The sequence below is a fragment of the Shewanella scandinavica genome (genome assembly GCF_031932065.1).
GTDB classification, from domain to species: Bacteria; Pseudomonadota; Gammaproteobacteria; order Enterobacterales; family Shewanellaceae; genus Shewanella; species Shewanella baltica.
The window spans coordinates 1-19,274 of record NZ_JAUOES010000009.1 but is presented as its reverse complement, the minus strand read 5'-3'; the positions used below and the strand labels follow the sequence as shown (position 1 = coordinate 19,274).

The window sequence follows — 19,274 nt, the reverse complement described above, 5'->3', positions numbered from 1 at the left end:
TGCATAAAAACCGGTATTGAGTTACTCAATACCGGTTTTTTGCGGGGAAAACGACCTTAGACAATCATTTCAAGCAATTATTTCAAGCCATCATGACAAGCCATGATCCCAAACAATCATCATAAGTTGTCCTCAAAGTTTAAATTGTGAGGTGGCGTTTTTCAGTTCATCGGCAAAATCGACTAATCCCTCAGAAACATTGCGAACCTGCGACAGAATTTGCAATGTCTGTTCGAATGAGGCGTTCATATTGACGACGTTATCGACCACTTGAGAAGCAACCGAGGCTTGTTCTTCCGTTGCCGAGGCAATGTGGGTATTCATACTATTGATACTGACAATCTGCTGCTGAATCGATTTCAATGCACTGCCCGTGTTTTGGGCATTGGTTTCATTTTCTGATGATTTAGACATGGCCACATTCATGGTACTAACCGAAGAAATGGCCGCCGTTTTAAGGTTTTGTAACACATGACGAATTTCTGTGGTTGCATCTGCGGTTTTAGAGGCGAGGGCACGGACTTCATCCGCTACCACGGCAAATCCCCGTCCTTGCTCACCCGCGCGGGCAGCTTCGATGGCAGCGTTCAGTGCCAACAGGTTAGTTTGCTCAGCAATCGAGGTAATCACATTTAAGATAGAGGTGACATTTTCAGTGTCTCTGGCAAGTTCATTAATCGAGTTAGAAGCTGCCTGAATCCCCGTATTTAATTCCTGTGAAATATCAATAGTCCGCTGGACGACAGTCATACCTTGCATGGCTTCTTTTTCGGCTATCTGGGCAGCACTGGCGGCTTGGCGCGCATTTTGTGAAATTTCAATGACGGAGTGGCGCATGTCTTCCATTGAGACTTGCACAGCACTGGCATCATGGCTTTGTCTCTGAGTTGCATGCGTCGCATCTTCCATACGTTGTTTGAGTGAGTGCGAGCTTGCAAGCAAGGGATCGGTAACATTCACCACTCTGCGAATTGAATCACCGAGTAACCCAAGGAATCGATTGAAGTTACTCGATACTTGGCCGAGTTCATCACTACCAGACACGTTAAGTTTATGGCTAAGATCACCCTTACCATCGGCGAGCTCACTCAATGACTGGGCAACATTACGGGCAGAAGAGCTAATGGCGCGTGCAATGGCGATAGTGACAATAAACATCACGATCAGCAAAGCGATACCGATGGAGAGGGTGAGCCATAAACTTTGCTCCGATCTGTCGCCCGCTTCTTTTATTGATTGTTTAAATTCGAGTACTTTTTCTTGTTTATAGTTTTGTATTTCATTGAGCACTGCTTCATAGGCTTGGGATTTTTCTTGGCTGATTTGGCCAATATTTGCCATATCAATCGTACCTGCCAGCATGCCTTTAGCCAGCTTAATTGTCATATCGTTATAACGGGTTAATTTTGCCGATAGATTGTTGAGTTGATTGGCTTGTGAGGGATCTACATTGTCTAACTGTTGGAGGTTTTTGCGTAAAGATTCGTACATAGTACCTGCACTGGTTAACAGGTCTTCGTCGGCAAAAGAAACGGATTGAGTATAAAGCTCATCGAGTCGTTGGATAAAAAACACGTTTTGATTGGCGAGTTCAACCCTTTGGTAAACTTGCTGCTCCATATAGTTAAGAGTGGTGCGATTTTTATTTATGGAGATAACACTAATGCTTAAGTTTAAAGCGAAAATGATGACTGCTAAAATAAATATCGCGATAACTTTTTTAAAAATAGAAATGTTATTAAAGAAATTCATCCCTTGCCCCCAAGTTGTGCCGAGCTAAAGCCCGGCACTCCAATCTAAAACTCGGCAATAACTTTTACCGAATCATTGGCCTCACTACTATCAATATAGCCAATAATATTAGGGTTAGATGCAACTAATTTTATCATCTCCGCCCCACTAGTGACCTCCTTGGGTGGCGTTCCTTTGCCCGTAAACACTTTCTGTGACCAATATGACTTAAGTTGGCTGGATGACTTGCCCAATACTTTAGTGTCAAATGTCTCCCTTAAGGGCATAGCGCTGTCAAGATTGACCGGTACTGCTTGGGCTCCTCCGGGGAAGGTCTTTGTTTTTCCTAAAAAAATATTCTCGATTGATTTTTGATCTATTGCATCCGCATTACTGGGATTCACTATGACAACTACGCCAGCAAATAATGGCATTGAGAGTAAACTGAGTAGGATTGAGCAAAGTAATTTTTTCATATCTCTCTCCTAAAATACTAAGTCAATACCAAGACTGATGGATTTAGAATCCCCTGCGACTTTCATGCCTGGGCCGCCATCATCTTTAACGTCATCATATTGAATTTTAAAGGCTGCCGAAGGATGGAAATCCCAACGTATTCCTGCCGAGCTTGTATGGTGCACTTCGCCGCCTTCACCATCATTGAAGTCCGAATAGGAAATGTATGGCATCACTGAGTCGATACGATAACCGAAAGTGAGCAAGTAAGTATCTAGATTACTACCATCGAGATCTAAGCGGTTAAGCTCTGATAGAAAGAGGAAGTTCTCATAATCTACGTTAACTGACAGGCCATAAAACTTGCCTGAACGTTGGGTGCTGCCATTCCATTCCTGCTGAATTCCACCAATATAACGTTCATTAGTGTATTGCATATGTGTAAGGCGAATATCTAACCAATCTTTATTGAATTGGACAACAATACCGCCTATGTCCTTCCACACTTCTCGGGTATTTTCGAGGAAGAAAAAGTCAGATAACAGTTTATTGGGTTCACTATCTTCGCTACCGTAATAGACTTGCCCTGACATTGTCCAGTCGCCAATTAAATAGTTATATAGCGCGCTGACACCTGTGTAGTTAAATATTTGCCATGTGTAGTTATCTGCGGGTGGACGTATCCAAGGATAGGCATATCCAACATCAAAGAAATCACTGTAATAGTAGAGAGGTAGGCGTTTTTTGCCGCCTTGTACTGTCCAATGATCATTGATCTCGTAGGATAAATAAGCCCATTCAAAACTTGCAGAAAAATCATCGGCACCGCGTGAGACGACCTGTGCAGTGGCAGTTAAACCTTCGAGTAAATCCGCTGAAAATTGGATTCCAAATAAGGTATCTGGTTTAAAGCTAATATCTTCATCGTAGGCACCAACGAGTGGATAGTCGGCGAGAAAGGTGGGACCTAAATCAAACTCAGCAACGCCAGAACCTTCGAGAACTTGACCCGCGACAACTGAGGCAAAACCTGAAATGTTCACTTCTGCATAAGCGGAGGAACTGAGCAAGAGTGAGCAAAGACCTAATGAAAACTTATGTTTCATAAAAAAGCCCTTTAAAGTGAGGTATATTCGTTTTTAAGCCTAGAACAGGTGTGAACATACGCAAACTTTTATGGAACATTTTTGTAACACGGTGGTCTAAGTCCCATTTCGGACGATGGGCTTGAAATTTATGTTGTGATTATGGAGTTGAAAGCGCTAGATGTGCCAAATATCTAGACCTGAATTCGGGCAAGTTTAGAGTCCGCAATTTTAGTACACACTTAAATTGCAGATTTAAGCGTATAAATTTTAGCTAGAAAATTCAGTTTCATTTTTTGTGAATAAAATAATAGTTCGGCCAAGAGAATAACTCATTTTATTAAATGAGAACTCTGCACGTTTGCACTATAAATAACTAGGAATTATCTCCCTCATAAATATTAACTTCGACTAATGTTTATATTAATTTGCGGTGAGATTATAGAAGTAATACGAATAATACTTGTTTTAGTCGGCTTAAATTTGTTCAGCTTATATAATCCTCTTAATTTTTCATAGTCTTAGTATTCTAAAATTGCTCTTCTAAGAAAAGTCGATATTTATCCCATTTTCATGAGTATGTGGCGCTGCGGCATATTTTACTGCGTCTTTTTCTCCGATTTACGGCCTTTGTACTGTATGGTGAGCAGCCTAAATTGGGTTTGATTGCTGCATAGGGCCATAGAACCTATAATCTTGCTCTGTGATGTTGAGTTCTCTTCTTTCTAACATGATCCAATAAAAGGAATGTCATAATGCAAAGACGCAATTTTTTAAAAAGTGCGGCTATTTTGTCGACTGCGGGGTTTATCACGCCGGTACTGGCATCTTCCTCTAAATCGAGTGTCGTTGAACCTAGCTCAAGTGATGGACGCCGCCGTTTTATCTTAACCAACACTTACCATCTTGTTGCTCCTGAAGGCTCTGAGGGCGTGGTTAAGTTGTGGATCCCTTTGCCTGAAGACACGCAATTCCAACGGGTTAGTAAGCTGAATTTCACCGGCAGTTTTAAAGATGCCTATATCAGCTCAAACAACAGTTATGGCGCTAAAACGCTGTTTGCGACTTGGCCAGATGCCAAAGACAGCATGACAATGACCGTTGAGTTAGACATTGAAACCTTAGATTGGGAACCGGTTAAAAGCGGCGCTTTGACTCACTATCGCACACCAACACAGATCCACTATCCTGCAGATGTAGAACGTTATTTACTGCCGACTAAACATATGCCGATTAACGGTATTGTGAAGCAAACGGCGGATAAAATCGTCGGTAGCGAAACGGAGCCACTGAAACAAGCGCGACTGATTTACCTTTGGGTTAGCGCTAATATGTTCCGTGACAATAGTGTGATTGGCTGTGGTACAGGTGATGTGGCCAGCATTTTAGAAAGTGGCAAGTTAGGCGGTAAGTGTACCGACATTAACTCGGTATTTGTGGCGTTAATGCGCGCTGTGGGTATCCCTGCCCGTGAAATGTTTGGTATTCGCTTGGGTCAGGCGATCAAGATGGGTCATTATTCTAAAAAGGCCTTTGGGAGCGCCGATGACAAAGGGGCTGCCGATGTCAGTGGCGGTCAACATTGCCGCGCTATGTTCTATTTAGCGGGTTATGGTTGGTTGCCAGCCGATCCTGCCGATGTGACTAAAATGCGCTTAACAGAGAAAAAAGAACACAGCGATCCTGCGGTTCAGGCAGTGAATGATTACCTCTTTGGTAACTGGGAAATGAATTGGGTTGGCTTTAACTATGGCCGCGACTTTGATTTATTCCCTGAAGCCGAGCAGACACCACTGAATAACTTTGGTTATCCCTATGCGGAAGTCGATGGCGATCCTGTGAATTATTATGAGCCAAAAGTGTTTGCCTATGACTACCAGTCAATCGAACAACGCTAAGGGACTCTTAGCGACGATGGCCGCCGCAGTGATTGCTGCGGTTGCATCAAGCCTATGCTGTATTGCCCCGCTTATTTATTTGGTGTTCGGGGTGTCGGCCGCGAGCCTGTCAGGGATTGAGCAACTGAGCTGGCTGCAAGTGCCTATGTTGATACTGTCTACTGGACTTATCCTGATGGGATTTTGGCGGCTCTATTTTGCAAAAAAACCACTGTGTACTGCGATGTTGAGTCGTACTCAGATGGTGTGGCTGTACTGGTTAACTGTGCCTGTCGTGCTGGCATTTCAGTTATATCCTTTTGTATTACCTTGGTTATTAGAGGTGTTCGAATGAAGTTAGTGTTATTTTTCGCCTTGAGCTTGTGTTCAGCGTCGAGCTGGGCGGCAAACGTGCTGGTTACCTTGAATGTTAAGGGCATGACTTGTCCGCTGTGTGTCACTGTCGTGAATAAAGCCCTGCGTAAAACCGATGGGGTGATTAAGGCCAAAGCTTCGTTGAAAACTGAGCAAGCAATAGTGACTGTGCCAGAGGATTTTAATCTCGATAATTTACTCAAGGCCGTTGATGAAACGGGTTATAAGGGCAGTATTAACAAGATAGAGAAACAAGCTTAAGCGTCTTGGCCTAGCATTGCTTTATTAGCTGTAATACACCTCGGGATCGACACTGCGCTGCCTCTGTTCATTTTTCTCTGAAGACTCCTTTATCAGATCCATTTTTTGCGCTTGCAGTAACTCTAGTTGCTTAGCTTTTTCTTCTTCAGACAGGTTTTCATCGTTGGCAATTTTTTCCATTTCAGCCTCTAGCTGCTTCAGTTTTTCCCTATCGATACCTGTACGTTTATCGAGAATCGTCTGCATGGCTTCAGCCAATTTGTCGGTGCTTTTATCTGACTCAGGGTTGCCAGCAATAGCTTGCACATTACCCGTATAGCCTTGTTTGGCGTTAGGTGCGAGATGGCTATAGGTATCGGCTGTCGCTACAGGCGCAGATGAGGAGAGGGTTACAGTATCTTGGCTCGCTGTTGGACCCGATGCCGCCATCAAAGTGGGATCATTGGCTTGGCTACTCTGACTCGATTTGAGTTGCGTGAGTGCCAAATTAGCATAGGGATTGGTATAGCTGTTGGGGTTGATAGTGCTCATGTCCGATTCCTTTTGGTATGGCCCAGTGGTTGCGCTTGAGTCCCTTGGTCACCTTTGGCTTTAATGCTGTACGGTTAAATGGTGCTACTGGGCGTTCAGCTCAATCTAATGATGCTCGGTATTTTATTAAGCAAGTTAGAGGCCAACTCAGGCTTATGTGGGGTTTATGTATGGTTCATTTGTGATTGATTTATCAGAAGTCACGCTTGAACGAGGCTTTTAAAAAATATTTATACAAAAACTTGATCCTTGTACAACTATGGTCCGTAATTGAAGGCATAGTGATACAAGGAGTCGACTTATGTACAAGTTTAACCCGCAGCGAATTCAGATTGGGATCAGTGCTTGCTTATTAGGGGAGAAGGTTCGTTTTGATGGCGGACATAAAAATTCTACCTATTGTAATCAAGAGATTAAGCAATTTTTCGATTATGTGCCTATTTGCCCTGAAATGGCGATTGGCCTAGGTGCGCCCCGTAAAAGTATCCGTCTAGTCCGTGATGGTGAAACCATCTTAGTGCAGAGCGGTGACGGTAGCTTAGATGTGACCGATAAGCTCAATGAATACAGCGAAAACAAGGTTGAAGAGCTCGATTTCCTCGGCGGATACTTGCTTTGCGCTAAGTCGCCAACCTGCGGCATGGAGCGGGTGACAGAGTACAAAATTGGCACGAACAATGGCTCTAAGTCGGGGATTGGTGTGTTCGCCCGCAAGTTAATGGAGCGTTATCCACTATTGCCTGTGGAAGAAGAAGGCCGCTTGCATGACATGGTGCTGCGTGAGAACTTTTTTACCCGCGTTTATGCCTATCACGATTGGCATCTGATGAAGCATGAAGGGCTGACTAAGCATAAGTTAGTGAAGTTTCATTCCCGCTATAAATATCTGTTAATGGCGCACAGCCCTACATGGTATCGCGAGCTTGGGCCGATAGTGGCCAATATTGAGGATCTTGAACAAAGCGCAACCCGCTACTTTGAAGGCTTTATGACGGCGCTGAAAATCAATGCGACCCGTAAAAATCATACCAGTACGCTGCAGCATATTCAGGGTTACTTTAAAAAGCATTTGAGCAAAGAGCAAAAGACAGAACTGTCTGAAGCGATTATGAAATATCGCGAAGGTTTATTGCCTCTGTTAGTGCCTATCACGCTCATAAATCATTATCTGCGGGAATTCCCAACGCCTTACATTGAAGAGCAAGTGTATTTGAATCCCCATCCTGAGGCGTTAAAGCTGCGCTATGCCTATTAGCATTGGCTTTGTTGTACTGAGTAGTTTTTAGCTTTGAATTTAGTGAGTTATTACTGATATATGAAACAAGATACCCAGTCCATAACCAACGATGAGCCCAATGATGGCGTGTTACTCCCCATTGGTGAAGTGTCGGCCTTAACGGGCGTGAATGCCGTGACCTTAAGGGCATGGCAGCGCCGTTTTGGTTTAGTGATCCCTGCGCGCACGCCCAAGGGACACAGATTATATACGAGTGAAAATATTCAAGAAATCCATGAGATTAATACATGGTTAGCTAAAGGTGTTGCGATCAGCAAGGTTAAACCTTTGCTGATGAGTGCCGCCAAATCCTTGTCTATTGAAATGGTAGAAACTCAAGTTGTCGATCTGTGGGGTGAGCAAATTACTGCGCTGAATGCAGCATTGTTCGACTTCAATCAGCATAAATTGCAGCAGATATTAGACGATGCATTTGGCTTATATCCGTTTCAATTAGTGAAAGAAAAGTTACTGCAACCTTGGCTTAATCAACTCGATGACTTAGTGGATGAGCGGCTCGATGCCGAATTGATTGTCGCTTGGTTAAAAAGCGAATTACTCAGCCGAGTGGGTGGGCGTTATGCCTTTACCGGACAGGCCATTGCGGCGCGAATGGCTGTGGTGCAGTTATCCCGCGGCGCTGCCACGCCGCCTAGCTCTACTCGCACTAAAAGCTTGTTTTCTTTGTTGCTATTGCTTGAGTTAGCGTCGCTTCGAGTATCGGTAATCGACCTTGGGGAGCAGGCCATAGGCAGTTTACCGCTGCTGCAGGGCAGGCTTAACGTCGATGCACTTTTGCTGATCCCTGATCCAAATCATTCGGGGTCTGAGCAGACTGAAATGCTCACTGTATTGGCACAAATGAGTTTCCCCTGCCGATTTGTTGGCCCCTTTGTACCGACCTTGACTTCCTTATCGGCCTTCTGGGCGCCTTCGATGACTGACTTTATTGGACAAATGCCGTCTCGCTCAGTGGGGAAGGTCAACAGAAGTCACAAAGGCAAAGGGAAAAGCGAGCAGGGCAATAGTGGAGAAAACAATGACATCAGTTAACGATTCAATGCCAATAGATTCAATGTCAATAAAAGTGCAGGGCAATAATGCACTGATGTGGTTTCGCCAAGATTTACGCCTTGCCGATAATCAGGCGCTAAGTGCAGCCTGTGATTGGGCGCGGGAGAATGGCGTGGTACTTAAGGCCATTTATATCGCTACGCCAACTCAGTGGCAACGCCATGATGTGGCGCCCATTCAGTTAGATTTTATCGAACGTCACATCAATTTGCTTTCCCAAGGGCTGGCGAGTTTGGGGATTACATTCGAATTAATTCAGTTAGATACCTTTGCCGATGTGCCAGCGTTTATCAGTGATTACTGCCAGCAGCAGGGTATTAGCCGCGTGTTTGCCGGCAGTGAGCCTGAGATTAACGAGCAACAGCGCGACCAAGCCTGTATTCAGGCGGGCATTCCTCTGGTGCTAACCGAAGAGCATTGTTTGCTTAAGCCGGGCACAGTGCTGAACTTGTCCGGCGACATGTATAAGGTGTTCACCCCTTTTAGCCGTAAGTGGCGAGAAATTGCCGCCCGCCATGCCATTTTGCCGCTTCCAGTTCCGGCGCCGCTTGGACCTGTGTTGACCGAGCCAAAGCCGCATTTGTTTAACAATGTCACTAAAGTATCGAGTGAACTTTGGGCTGCGGGAGAAGGGCAGGCAAAGCGCATACTTTCAGCATTTATTCAGCAGAAAGTACAGGATTATAAGCAAGATAGGGATTTCCCTGCCATCGATGGTACCAGTTCAATTTCACCCTATTTAGCCATTGGCGTCGTTAGCCCAAGACAATGCGTTGCCGCGCTGCTGCATGACTTCCCTGAGGTGATTGTCGACGATACTAGTCCAGCCCGTACTTGGTTAAATGAGTTGATCTGGCGTGAGTTTTATCGTCATTTGCTGGTGGCATTTCCTGACTTATCTAAGAATCATAATTTCAATCGACAAGCCGACCATGTGCAGTGGCGAAACAATCAGCAGGAGTTTGCCGCTTGGTGTGAAGGTCGTACTGGCTATCCGATTGTCGATGCGGCAATGCGTCAGCTCAATCAAACGGGTTGGATGCACAACCGTCTGCGTATGGTGGTCGCGAGTTTCCTGACGAAACATCTACTGATTGATTGGCGTTGGGGCGAGCGTTATTTCCGTCAAAAGCTCATCGATGGTGACTTGGCCGCGAATAATGGCGGATGGCAGTGGTCCGCAGGATGTGGCTGCGATGCCCAGCCTTATTTCCGCATTTTTAATCCTATGAGCCAGAGTGAAAAGTTTGATCCAGATGGCAGCTTTATCCGTAAGTACTTACCAGAGCTCGCATCTTGGGGAATTAAGCAATTACATCAACCCAGTACAGCGCAGACACCGTCCTTGTTTGACCAGCCGTTATTTAACACTAAAACGGCTTATCCGAGTGCGATTGTCGAGCATAGTGCAGCAAGAGCAAGGGCATTAACCGTATTAGGCGTATTGAAAAAGGCCGCGGCCCAATAAATAGGATCAGGAGCAATAACCAGATGACAAACCAAGCGACGACTGAGACTAATACGCTTGTTGATGATTTTATTCAGCTTTATCAAGCCTTGAATAAAGATAACTTGCACCTGTTGAGCCAAGTTTACGACGACAGTATTAGCTTTACCGATCCTATGCATCAGATCAAAGGGCTAGAGTCGTTAACTCAGTACTTCGCGAAGTTATATAAGAATGTTAAGCATATTCAGTTTGAGATCAAAGAAGTACAGCAGGATGCGAATCAAGCCGCGCTGTTTTGGCAGATGGAATATAGCCACCCTAAGTTGAATAAAGGCGGACTTATCCGTGTTGATGGCATGAGCCAACTTAAATTCAACGACAAGATTTATTTTCACAGGGATTACTTCGACTTAGGGCAAATGTTGTACGAGCATTTGCCTTGCATGGGCGGGCTTATCCGCTTGCTTAAAGACAGGGCGGCTAAGTAATGGACGTTGTTAAGCCATTGAAGATTAATACCGTGCTTATTACAGGTGCAAGCTCAGGCATTGGGCTGCAACTGGCGCAGGATTATTTAGCCTTAGGTTGGCACGTCATTGCCTGTGGCCGCTCCCAAGAAAGATTAGATGCGTTAGCCTTGAATGAACTCGTAGGTGTCACGTTGTTAATTTTTGATATATCCCAGCGCGACCAAGTTCAACAAGCTGGCCACGATTTAGCCGAGCTGTTGGCGAAAACCGATTGTCAGCTCGATTTGGTGGTTTTAAACGCGGGCAGTTGTGAGTACATAGACGATGCTAAGGCCTTCGATGATGCGTTATTCGAGCGCGTCGTCCATACCAATTTAATTGCGATGGGATATTGTCTCAGCGCATTTTTACCTTTAATGCCAAGGGGGTCACGTATTGGCTTAATGAGTTCCAGCGCTATTTATTTACCTTTCCCTCGCGCTGAAGCCTACGGCGCCTCTAAAGCTGGCGTGCAGTATCTCGCCTCGAGTCTCTCGCTTGATCTTGCTAAGAATGACATAGGTGTGAGCTTGATTTGCCCTGGTTTTGTGGCGACGCCACTGACCGCAAAAAATGATTTTTCCATGCCAATGCAAGTGAGTGTGCAAACCGCTTCTAAGGCAATCCGCAATGGGCTTAAAGGTGGCAAGCGCGAGATCCATTTTCCGCGACGCTTTACTTATCTATTGAAGTTGATGTCGTTTTTACCTGCCTTTGTGTGGCAAAAAATGATTGCAAACGATACTCAAGCCAAGCCGCTTAAGGACAAGAGTTTATGAAAAATATCGCCATCGTCGGCACCGGCATTTCTGGATTAACCTGCGGCCATCTATTAAGCGAGTCGCACAAGGTCACAGTGTTTGAAGCCAATGACTATATCGGCGGCCACACGGCGACAGTCGATGTGGAGCACCAAGGCCAAACCTACGCCATAGACACAGGTTTTATCGTGTTTAATGACAGAACCTATCCACGATTTGAGCGTTTATTGGCTCGCCTTAACGTGACCATATTACCGACTGAGATGAGTTTCAGCGTCCATAATGCGCTGACAGGGCTTGAATATAACGGCCACAATTTAGGGAGTTTGTTTGCCCAAAAGCGTAACCTGCTGAATCCGCGCTTTTGGGCCTTTTTAAAAGAAATTCTACGCTTCAATAAAGGCTGTAAGGCACTCTATCAACAGGATATTTACCCTGAAGGTAACTTAGGTGATTATTTAGACAGTGAAAACTTTTCGCGCTTTTTTGCCGAGCACTATATTTTGCCCATGGGCGCGGCAATTTGGTCTTCGAGCATAGAAGATATGCGTGCGTTTTCGTTGAAGTTTTTTATTCGATTCTTCCAGCACCATGGTTTATTAAATGTCAGTGATAGGCCCCAGTGGTATGTGCTAAAGGGCGGCTCGCGTAGCTATATTCCTGATCTTATTGCGCCCTTTAAAGACAATATTCGCCTTAACTCCCCCGTGACAGGTATTGAACGTCATGGCAATGGGGTGAAGCTAGAGGTTAACGGTGAATGGTTGGAGTTTGATGAGGTGATTTTAGCCTGTCATAGCGACCAAGCACTGCGGATGTTAAACGATCCCACGCCAACAGAACGCGCCATTTTAGGCGATCTCAGCTACCAGAATAACGATGTGGTGCTGCACATGGATACGCGTATCCTGCCTAAGCGAAAAGCGGCCTGGGCGAGTTGGAACTATCGGTTAGATGGCAATCTAAAACGCCCAGCGTCAGTAACTTACAACATGAACATACTGCAACAGTTACCAGCCAATGCGCCGACGTTTTGTGTCACTTTGAATCAGTCAGAGTTGATTGATGAGGCGAAAGTGATACGCCGCTTCAATTATGCCCACCCAGTGTTTAACGAAGCCAGCCTTAAGGCGCAGGGCCGCCGTGAGGAAATATCGGGTCAAAATCATACCCATTTTGCTGGAGCCTATTGGCACAATGGTTTCCATGAAGATGGCGTTCGCAGTGCACTGGATGTGTGCGCCCATTTTGGTGTCAGCCTATGACCGATCTAAATATGACAGAGCTAAATAGCGGCATTTATTATGGCACTGTATCCCACAGCCGTTTTACGCCGATTAAACATAGCTTTAGTTATGCAATGGCGCTGCTGGCGATTGACTTAGATGAAGTCGATAAGATCAGTGCCATGGGGCGAGTTTTTGCCAGTCAGCGCCGCGCTTTACTGAGATTTAATCCGAAAGACTATTTAACGTCTTTTACGACCAAATCCAATAACAGCGGTGAAGTGGCAGTTGCCGATCCGAGCACCGCGGCACTTAAGAGTCGAGTGCTGGCGCAAGTGGCCGAGTTAGGTGCAGATAAGCTGTGCGACCGAGTTTTGTTTGTGGGTCAGATCCGTCATTTTGGCGTGTATTTCAGCCCAGTAAATTTCTACTTTTGTTATCAAGATAAAACGCCTTTATACATGTTGGCCGAGGTGAGTAACACGCCTTGGGATCAACGCCATTGCTATTTAGTGGATGTAGCCGCGCCCAAACCTTCTGACAAAGTGTTTCACGTTTCCCCTTTTATGACCCTCGATATGCGTTATCTCTGGCATGTGGCTGCGCCGAGTGAAGACTTAAATATTGGTATTGAAAACAAGTCGATGCAAGAAAATGGTAAAAAACTGTTTAATGCCAATCTAATGATGAAACGCCAACCAATCACGGCGGCCAATTTACGGACGCTTTTATTTCGCTTTCCTTTTATGACTCTCAAGATCTTCTTCGGGATTTATTGGCAAGCGCTGAAACTCTTTTTCAAACGTGTGCCCTTTGTGCCGCATCCAGCTCAGATGGAGAAATAACATGGAAAATACTGCTTCGCAAACCTCAGTCGCCACAGGGAAACTGCCCGACAGTATTGCGCGTAAAGTCTTGCTCAAGGCGCTGGAAAGTCTGCCCCACGGTTGCTTGACCTTAGTTGAGGGCGATAAGAGTTATCGTTTTGGTGAGAGTCATACCGATTTACATGCCACGCTGGTGGTTAAACATCCCAGTTTTTATCGCCAAATAATGCTTTCAGGCTCTATTGGTGCGGGAGAAGGTTATATTCAAGGCCATTGGACGAGCCCAGATCTCACCAAAGTCGTGCAACTGTTTGCCCGCAATTTAGCCTTGCTTGATAGGATTGAAGCTAAGTTTTCTTGGTTAACCGGCACGATAAACCGCGTGAAGCATGTGTTGAATCGTAACTCGCAGGAGGGCTCGAAGCGCAACATTCTGGCCCACTACGATTTGGGTAATGCCATGTACGAGCAATTCCTCGACCGTGAAATGTTGTACTCGAGTGCGCTTTATCCCCATGAGGAAGCCAGTTTGCAGGAAGCCCAGCTGTTTAAGCTGATGACTATCTGCGAACGACTCGATTTACAGCCCGGTCAAACCTTGCTTGAGATTGGTACTGGCTGGGGCGCGCTGGCTATCTATGCGGCCAAGCACTATGGCGTACACGTTACAACAACGACGATTTCAGATGCGCAATACGCCTATGCCAAAGCGCGCGTTGAAAGCGAAGGGCTGAGCGATAAAGTGACACTGCTGACCGAGGATTATCGCAATCTGACGGGGGAATACGACAGGGTTGTTTCTATTGAAATGATTGAAGCGGTAGGGCATGAATATTTACCGGGTTTCTTTAAAAAGCTGGAATCACTGTTAAAGCCCCATGGGCGCATGCTGCTTCAGGCGATAACGATTGCCGATCAACGTTACGACAGTTATCGCAAAAGTGTGGATTTTATTCAGCGCTATATTTTCCCCGGTGGCTGTTTACCTTCTGTTAGTCAAATGGTCGGACACATTGCCAAACAGACGGATATGGTGGTCTGGTCGCTCAATGATATGGGGCTCGATTACGCTAAAACGCTGAGGCATTGGCATGAGAATTTTGATCATGCTGTGGGTGAAATCCAAACCTTAGGTTATGGCGAAGACTTTATCCGCATGTGGAAATTCTACCTAAGTTATTGTGAAGGTGGATTTTTAGAACGCACCACAAGCACAGTGCATTTAGTTGCCGTACGTCCGGACTATCGCGTTCTAGGCAATAGTCAGCTTAGCCAAGCTGTTCCTGCGGCAATCCGGCTAGATTAGCCGTTGAGAGTAGTTCGTTTAGGTGCATCCGTTTAAATGAAATTGTCGCTGTAGTTGTAGCAAGATAAAAGTGAGGCAAAGATGAAGTCAATGTTAGCTAACTCTCGGCATCTGCCTAAACATCAGGGTTTTATACTCTATAACGCCCTGAGTTTTCAGGCTGTGTGGTGGTCTAGTGTGCTTTGGCTTAACTTGTCACTGCTGCTAACTATACCTTTATTATTGCTTCACTTTATCCTGTTGTCCTCGTCGGGTAAGGGCCAGTATCGTCAAGTGGATTTGCGATTAATGCTCAAGGTTGCCGCCCTAGGGATTGGCATTGACGCTGTGCTGTCGGTTTTAGGACTGTTCGAGTTTGCTGCCTTCCCTTGGTGGCTTGGCTGTTTATGGCTGCACTTTGGCTTGAGTTTAAATCATAGCTTAGCGTTTATGCGACCCTTACCGCTGATATTGCAGGCGTTACTCGGAGGAATATTTGGCACGTTAAGCTATGTCGCGGGCGCGCAGTTTAATGCGGTGACTTTGTCCTACGGCAATGTCATTTCTGCTGTGGTGTTATTTTTTGTTTGGATAGTCTTGCTGCCATTTTTAATCCAACTTGCTAATCCCTATGGATTTAATCGAAGCACTAAGGCTCGCTCTTTTACTGTGTTTGGACGTTAATTATTGAAATCTAGGAATTGAGTCCGGTTAAGTCATTTTTTAGTCAATACGTGTTGTAAGACATCATGCAGTCAAAGGGGATCCTATGTCGTCAGTTCGTAATCGCAGCTCAAATCTTGGTTTTTCATTTTTGAATTCAAGCTGCTTAAGTTTATTGGCGCTCAGTTTATTGACCGCACCTCTAAAAGCATTAGAGGCGAAAACGCCAGATTTTGAAAACATTACTATCGAGCTGAATGATGCCGCCGATGTGACGCAGACTTTTCAGGAAGTAGGGCGCGGAGAAATGGATTGGCTGTGGTTTAGTTTGTATAAGGCGAGACTGATGACGGTAAATGGCCGTTATCAACAGGGGCAATATCCTCTGCTGCTAGATATTGAATATTATCGAGATATAGAGTCTGAAGATCTGTTAGAAGCGACCAAGGATCAATGGCAGCATCTAGCGTTTGCCGAAAATGATATCCAGCGTTGGTTGAGTTTATTAACCGCCACTTGGCCTGATGTGAAGCAGGGCGACCATTTAAGTTTTAAGGTTATGGATGGGCAAACAAGCCAGTTTTTCTTTAATCATCAACCACTCGACATTATCCACGATGCTAATTTTGCCGAGGCATTTTTAGCGATTTGGTTATCGAAAGACACTAGCCGTCCGAGTTTGCGGGCGCAATTACTCGGAGAAAAACCATGCGATTGTTAATACGACTTATCGGTCAAAAGTTATTGCTAGGCCTAATAATGATAGGTCTGCTATCGAGTTGCTCATCGGTGGAAGTGACGGATTATAAAGATACTCATCCTACACTGGTGTTGGAATCATTCTTTAATGGGCCATTAAAAGCGTCTGGAATAGTGCATGATTTTAGTGGCAAAGTGATCCGTAAATTCAATGTCACTATGGAAGCCAGTTGGCAGGGAAACGAGGGCGTCATCAATGAATGGTTTGTTTATGATGATGGCGAAACTCAAACTCGTGTGTGGCGCATTAAAGCGCTAGGGGAAGGGCGATACTCGGGAACTGCAGGTGACATTATCGGCACCGCCGATGGTCAATCCAGTGGTAGTGCGCTACGTTGGAAATACGATATGTTATTACCCGTGGATGGCGATGAATACCAAGTTCATTTCGACGATTGGATGTTCTTAGTGAATGACAATACCATTATAAATCAGAGCGATATTATTAAATTTGGCATCACAGTCGCCCAGGTGACTTTAGTAATCCAAAAATAACATGAGCCAATTTTTGCTTTGCTTTGCTTAGCTTAATTACATTTATCTCAGCCTGTCTTGGATTCACTAGGTCTATTAAGGCTTACATGTTCATTAAGGCCTAAATTTTGATTGAGACTTAACTTGAGTTAAACAGTATAGCTTGGCTAATAATTACCTTTTGTCTGCACTAAAGTATTCAGCTCAAACCAAAGTGGCAGCTAGGCATTTTTTGCTAGCGGCATAAAGTGATAAATACAAGAGTCATGTTGGTGTAACTCATTGTTTATTATTTAATTATTCCGAGTTTAAGTTGGTATAGATAAATGATTAAAAAATACTTAGTTCTATGGGGTGCCTTGTTGAGTTTATCGTTAACTGCTTGTTCATCCTTTGATGTTATGTTTGAGGAACAAGCTGAGACAAAAGCCGATCCCTATCATCCAGCCAGCGATCCTATGGTGCAAGATAATGAACGCCGTATTCGAGATGCGAGGGAAGATGGTCGTTTAGGATCCGATTTTTTAAAACCTAGGTACCCAGTTAAGTTTCAATAAGCAAAGTGAGTTAGGGACTCGCTGCAACCTCAATACTTAACCTTCAATAAGCATTGAGGTTTAAGTATTGAGGTTGCTAGGGGAAAGGCGAAGAACTAGCCTGCTTGACGACTGTTATCTATCGATTTTTTGTCATAATATTCAAACGGAAACAGATTACGGATCCTTTGCTTCACATTGTCACTCACGTTGGCAGAAATATGTAAGCGTACATCTCCAGATTTTTCAGCCCTAACAGTACACGTCAGTTTTTCTACTTTAGCAATGTGGCGGCATTCCCGCTCGAATCGTTCGGGGATTTTGCCTTTATGTTGAGTCATGCGGCCATCTTTAAAATGCATTTCAAAAATAGTCAGACCTTTCTTGCCACCAAATATCAGTTTGTAAACGAGAAATATACCAATAGCGACAAAAATGAGTTTGAAAATATCGGCTGTCATAACGCCTCCTATCTTATGTTTATAGGTCAAAGATACTCCTGAGTGACTTGTTTTAACAGTGCGCTAACACGCAATTTTGAATTGGCAATAAAATCATTCCCGCCTAGACTTAACTGGCTAAGGAAAAGTAACCCCTCAGTTAAGGAAAACGCCATGTACTTATCAAATGCAGATCGTTGGTCATTATTGTGTAAGAAGCAAATCGATGTTATCGAAAAACTTTCTGCGCAATTCCCCGAGAGAAAAGCACATCTTAGTGAGCTCACTCAAGGGTGGCGCCATGTTCAACATCAAGTTCAAGCCGGTGATAGGCCTATGCCACTCGAGCTAATTAAATAAGCGCGAGCTGCTTGATCTGATAGTTTGTATAAGAGCCCAAAGTCACTCAATGAGTGGCTTTTTTATGATGTGAGTATTGATGCTCTGTTTACGCAATTTATCGAGTCCTTGAGTAAGGCGGGGTTCGATAGTGAGTTTTTTTAGGGCAAGCAACACAAACTGCTGGTGTTGATGTAAGTCAGTTGCACTTTGCTTTGAACTAATTCAAATTTCAGATACAAAAAAGCCACTCATTGAGTGGCTTCGTTGTTTATATGGTGCCGGCACCAAGAGTCGAACTCGGGGCCTACTGGAATTATCGAGAGTAAGTCAGTTGCACTTTGCTTTAAACTAACTCAAATTTTAGATACAAAAAAACCACTCATTGAGTGGCTTCGTTGTTTATATGGTGCCGGCACCAAGAGTCGAACTCGGGACCTACTGATTACAAGTCAGTTGCTCTACCAACTGAGCTATGCCGGCTAAATAGTGGTGCCCGAACCCGGAATCGAACCAGGGACACGAGGATTTTCAATCCTCTGCTCTACCGACTGAGCTATTCGGGCAACTAACTAAGCGTTAGTTAACTACTCCAAACTAAGTCGTAAAGACCTTGTTCGTTCGAAGTGCGCGTATAATATAGTGCTCGCTTTGGCTGTGCAAGCCCTTTTTAAATGACTGATTAACTATTAAACAAAAATCGAACATTTATTTGATTCTTCCACTTTACTCATATTGAGTCGCTGAAAGTTTCAGCATTTTAGTGATGATAGCCTTGCCTTTAGACTGATAAGGTTAACTTCAGTGCTCGTTTAATCTATGTTTTAAGAAAGAAAATTAACACTTAAGGCATGCAATGTATGCGAAGGGGAGGGGAATATCGTCTGATGGCGAAGTTTAGTGAGTGTTAGGTACTTTTATCGACAGCAGATTTTGGTAGCTATGTTTGTCTGCAATTATGCCTGTTAAACAGGCATGAGTTGAACGGCCAAAAGTCGAGTTCAAAACCTACCGGTATTATCGAGAGTAAGTCAGTTGCGCTTTGTACTGAACACTTCAAATTTAAGATACAAAAAACTGTCTCGTCCTAAGATAGGTTGACAGTTTTTAGGCCAGCTCCAGTAGCTGGCCTTTTCTATTGTGCACCTGATTAGGGGTTGCCATATTCAAACTCAGATGCGGTCTCATATCGTTGTATATTGCTATCGATTCTCTAACAAGTATCTTCAGCTCCGCAAATGTCCTACATCGGTGCAGTAAAAACTCCTGCTTCAGTATGCCATTCACTCTTTCTGCTAATGCATTTTGGTAGCAATCATAACCATCCGTCATTGACGGC

22 protein-coding genes and 2 tRNA genes are annotated in these 19,274 nt (G+C 44.5%); 16 read left to right on the top strand and 8 right to left on the bottom strand.

What is annotated here, in order from left to right; genetic code table 11:
* Nucleotides 1-132: 132 nt before the first annotated feature.
* From Q4Q50_RS09685 to Q4Q50_RS09675, 3 genes are read right to left on the bottom strand one after another with little or no spacing between them, the layout of a single operon-like run.
* Nucleotides 133-1,752, bottom strand: a complete 1,620-nt coding sequence (locus Q4Q50_RS09685; protein ID WP_311899168.1) for a methyl-accepting chemotaxis protein — start codon at nt 1,750-1,752, stop codon at nt 133-135.
* A gap of 44 nt (nt 1,753-1,796) precedes the next feature.
* Nucleotides 1,797-2,207: a type 2 periplasmic-binding domain-containing protein gene (locus tag Q4Q50_RS09680; RefSeq protein ID WP_006082554.1), complete on the bottom strand. Its 411-nt coding sequence runs from the start codon at nt 2,205-2,207 to the stop codon at nt 1,797-1,799.
* Nucleotides 2,208-2,216: 9 nt separating this feature from the next.
* Nucleotides 2,217-3,293: a porin gene (locus Q4Q50_RS09675; RefSeq protein ID WP_311899167.1), complete on the bottom strand. Its 1,077-nt coding sequence runs from the start codon at nt 3,291-3,293 to the stop codon at nt 2,217-2,219.
* Between the two features lie 734 nt (nt 3,294-4,027).
* Here Q4Q50_RS09675 and Q4Q50_RS09670 point away from each other — a divergent pair.
* From Q4Q50_RS09670 to Q4Q50_RS09660, 3 genes are read left to right on the top strand one after another with little or no spacing between them, the layout of a single operon-like run.
* On the top strand, nt 4,028-5,170 hold the full coding sequence (locus Q4Q50_RS09670) for a transglutaminase-like domain-containing protein (RefSeq protein WP_311899166.1): 1,143 nt from the start codon (nt 4,028-4,030) through the stop codon (nt 5,168-5,170).
* A 16-nt stretch (nt 5,171-5,186) separates the two neighbouring features.
* On the top strand, nt 5,187-5,504 hold the full coding sequence (locus tag Q4Q50_RS09665; protein ID WP_311899250.1) for a hypothetical protein: 318 nt from the start codon (nt 5,187-5,189) through the stop codon (nt 5,502-5,504).
* Entirely contained in the window at nt 5,501-5,785 is a 285-nt protein-coding gene (locus Q4Q50_RS09660; protein WP_107402340.1) for a heavy-metal-associated domain-containing protein, read from the top strand. The genes Q4Q50_RS09665 and Q4Q50_RS09660 overlap by 4 nt, the downstream gene beginning before the upstream one ends.
* 24 nt (nt 5,786-5,809) lie before the next feature.
* Here Q4Q50_RS09660 and Q4Q50_RS09655 read toward each other — a convergent pair whose 3' ends face one another.
* Nucleotides 5,810-6,316 carry a hypothetical protein gene (locus Q4Q50_RS09655; RefSeq protein ID WP_311899165.1) on the bottom strand — a complete coding sequence of 169 codons (507 nt, stop codon included), beginning with the start codon at nt 6,314-6,316 and terminating at the stop codon, nt 5,810-5,812.
* Between the two features lie 301 nt (nt 6,317-6,617).
* Here Q4Q50_RS09655 and Q4Q50_RS09650 point away from each other — a divergent pair, with 301 nt between their 5' ends.
* From Q4Q50_RS09650 to Q4Q50_RS09595, 12 genes are all read left to right on the top strand, one after another.
* Nucleotides 6,618-7,571: a YbgA family protein gene (locus tag Q4Q50_RS09650; protein ID WP_006082548.1), complete on the top strand. Its 954-nt coding sequence runs from the start codon at nt 6,618-6,620 to the stop codon at nt 7,569-7,571.
* Between the two features lie 60 nt (nt 7,572-7,631).
* Complete coding sequence (locus Q4Q50_RS09645) at nt 7,632-8,645, top strand: MerR family transcriptional regulator (protein ID WP_311899164.1); 1,014 nt, start codon at nt 7,632-7,634, stop codon at nt 8,643-8,645.
* Nucleotides 8,632-10,134 carry a deoxyribodipyrimidine photo-lyase gene (gene phrB, locus Q4Q50_RS09640; RefSeq protein ID WP_311899163.1) on the top strand — a complete coding sequence of 501 codons (1,503 nt, stop codon included), beginning with the start codon at nt 8,632-8,634 and terminating at the stop codon, nt 10,132-10,134. The genes Q4Q50_RS09645 and phrB overlap by 14 nt, the downstream gene beginning before the upstream one ends.
* A 23-nt stretch (nt 10,135-10,157) precedes the next feature.
* The gene (locus tag Q4Q50_RS09635) at nt 10,158-10,604 is read left to right on the top strand and encodes a nuclear transport factor 2 family protein (protein ID WP_006082545.1); all 447 of its coding nucleotides are present in this window, start codon (nt 10,158-10,160) and stop codon (nt 10,602-10,604) included.
* Nucleotides 10,604-11,404, top strand: a complete 801-nt coding sequence (locus Q4Q50_RS09630) for an SDR family NAD(P)-dependent oxidoreductase (protein WP_311899162.1) — start codon at nt 10,604-10,606, stop codon at nt 11,402-11,404. The genes Q4Q50_RS09635 and Q4Q50_RS09630 overlap by 1 nt, the downstream gene beginning before the upstream one ends.
* Nucleotides 11,401-12,651 carry an NAD(P)/FAD-dependent oxidoreductase gene (locus tag Q4Q50_RS09625; protein WP_011847385.1) on the top strand — a complete coding sequence of 417 codons (1,251 nt, stop codon included), beginning with the start codon at nt 11,401-11,403 and terminating at the stop codon, nt 12,649-12,651. The genes Q4Q50_RS09630 and Q4Q50_RS09625 overlap by 4 nt, the downstream gene beginning before the upstream one ends.
* An 11-nt stretch (nt 12,652-12,662) precedes the next feature.
* Nucleotides 12,663-13,457, top strand: a complete 795-nt coding sequence (locus Q4Q50_RS09620; protein WP_371830297.1) for a DUF1365 domain-containing protein — start codon at nt 12,663-12,665, stop codon at nt 13,455-13,457.
* A gap of 1 nt (nt 13,458) precedes the next feature.
* Nucleotides 13,459-14,745 (top strand): SAM-dependent methyltransferase, encoded by a 1,287-nt coding sequence (locus Q4Q50_RS09615; protein WP_012587152.1) that lies wholly within the window; start codon nt 13,459-13,461, stop codon nt 14,743-14,745.
* Between the two features lie 81 nt (nt 14,746-14,826).
* On the top strand, nt 14,827-15,408 hold the full coding sequence (locus tag Q4Q50_RS09610) for a DUF2878 domain-containing protein (protein WP_259527796.1): 582 nt from the start codon (nt 14,827-14,829) through the stop codon (nt 15,406-15,408).
* Nucleotides 15,409-15,493: 85 nt separating this feature from the next.
* On the top strand, nt 15,494-16,108 hold the full coding sequence (locus Q4Q50_RS09605) for a chalcone isomerase family protein (RefSeq protein WP_012587154.1): 615 nt from the start codon (nt 15,494-15,496) through the stop codon (nt 16,106-16,108).
* Nucleotides 16,096-16,641 carry a DUF3833 domain-containing protein gene (locus Q4Q50_RS09600; protein ID WP_107402331.1) on the top strand — a complete coding sequence of 182 codons (546 nt, stop codon included), beginning with the start codon at nt 16,096-16,098 and terminating at the stop codon, nt 16,639-16,641. The genes Q4Q50_RS09605 and Q4Q50_RS09600 overlap by 13 nt, the downstream gene beginning before the upstream one ends.
* 305 nt (nt 16,642-16,946) lie before the next feature.
* On the top strand, nt 16,947-17,177 hold the full coding sequence (locus Q4Q50_RS09595; protein WP_311899160.1) for a hypothetical protein: 231 nt from the start codon (nt 16,947-16,949) through the stop codon (nt 17,175-17,177).
* Between the two features lie 95 nt (nt 17,178-17,272).
* Here the strand turns inward: Q4Q50_RS09595 and Q4Q50_RS09590 are convergent, their stop codons facing one another.
* Nucleotides 17,273-17,617, bottom strand: a complete 345-nt coding sequence (locus Q4Q50_RS09590) for a DUF3634 family protein (RefSeq protein WP_012587157.1) — start codon at nt 17,615-17,617, stop codon at nt 17,273-17,275.
* A 153-nt stretch (nt 17,618-17,770) separates the two neighbouring features.
* Between Q4Q50_RS09590 and Q4Q50_RS09585 the strand changes: the two genes are divergently transcribed.
* Nucleotides 17,771-17,956 carry a hypothetical protein gene (locus Q4Q50_RS09585; protein WP_006082535.1) on the top strand — a complete coding sequence of 62 codons (186 nt, stop codon included), beginning with the start codon at nt 17,771-17,773 and terminating at the stop codon, nt 17,954-17,956.
* A 386-nt stretch (nt 17,957-18,342) separates the two neighbouring features.
* Here the strand turns inward: Q4Q50_RS09585 and Q4Q50_RS09580 are convergent.
* The 3 genes from Q4Q50_RS09580 to Q4Q50_RS09570 form a co-directional block, all read right to left on the bottom strand.
* A tRNA-Thr gene (locus Q4Q50_RS09580) sits at nt 18,343-18,418 on the bottom strand.
* Nucleotides 18,419-18,425: 7 nt separating this feature from the next.
* Nucleotides 18,426-18,501: transfer RNA gene (locus tag Q4Q50_RS09575), tRNA-Phe, on the bottom strand.
* A 541-nt stretch (nt 18,502-19,042) separates the two neighbouring features.
* Nucleotides 19,043-19,274: integrase core domain-containing protein (locus Q4Q50_RS09570; RefSeq protein WP_311899159.1), on the bottom strand; the 232-nt coding region annotated here is incomplete at its 5' end.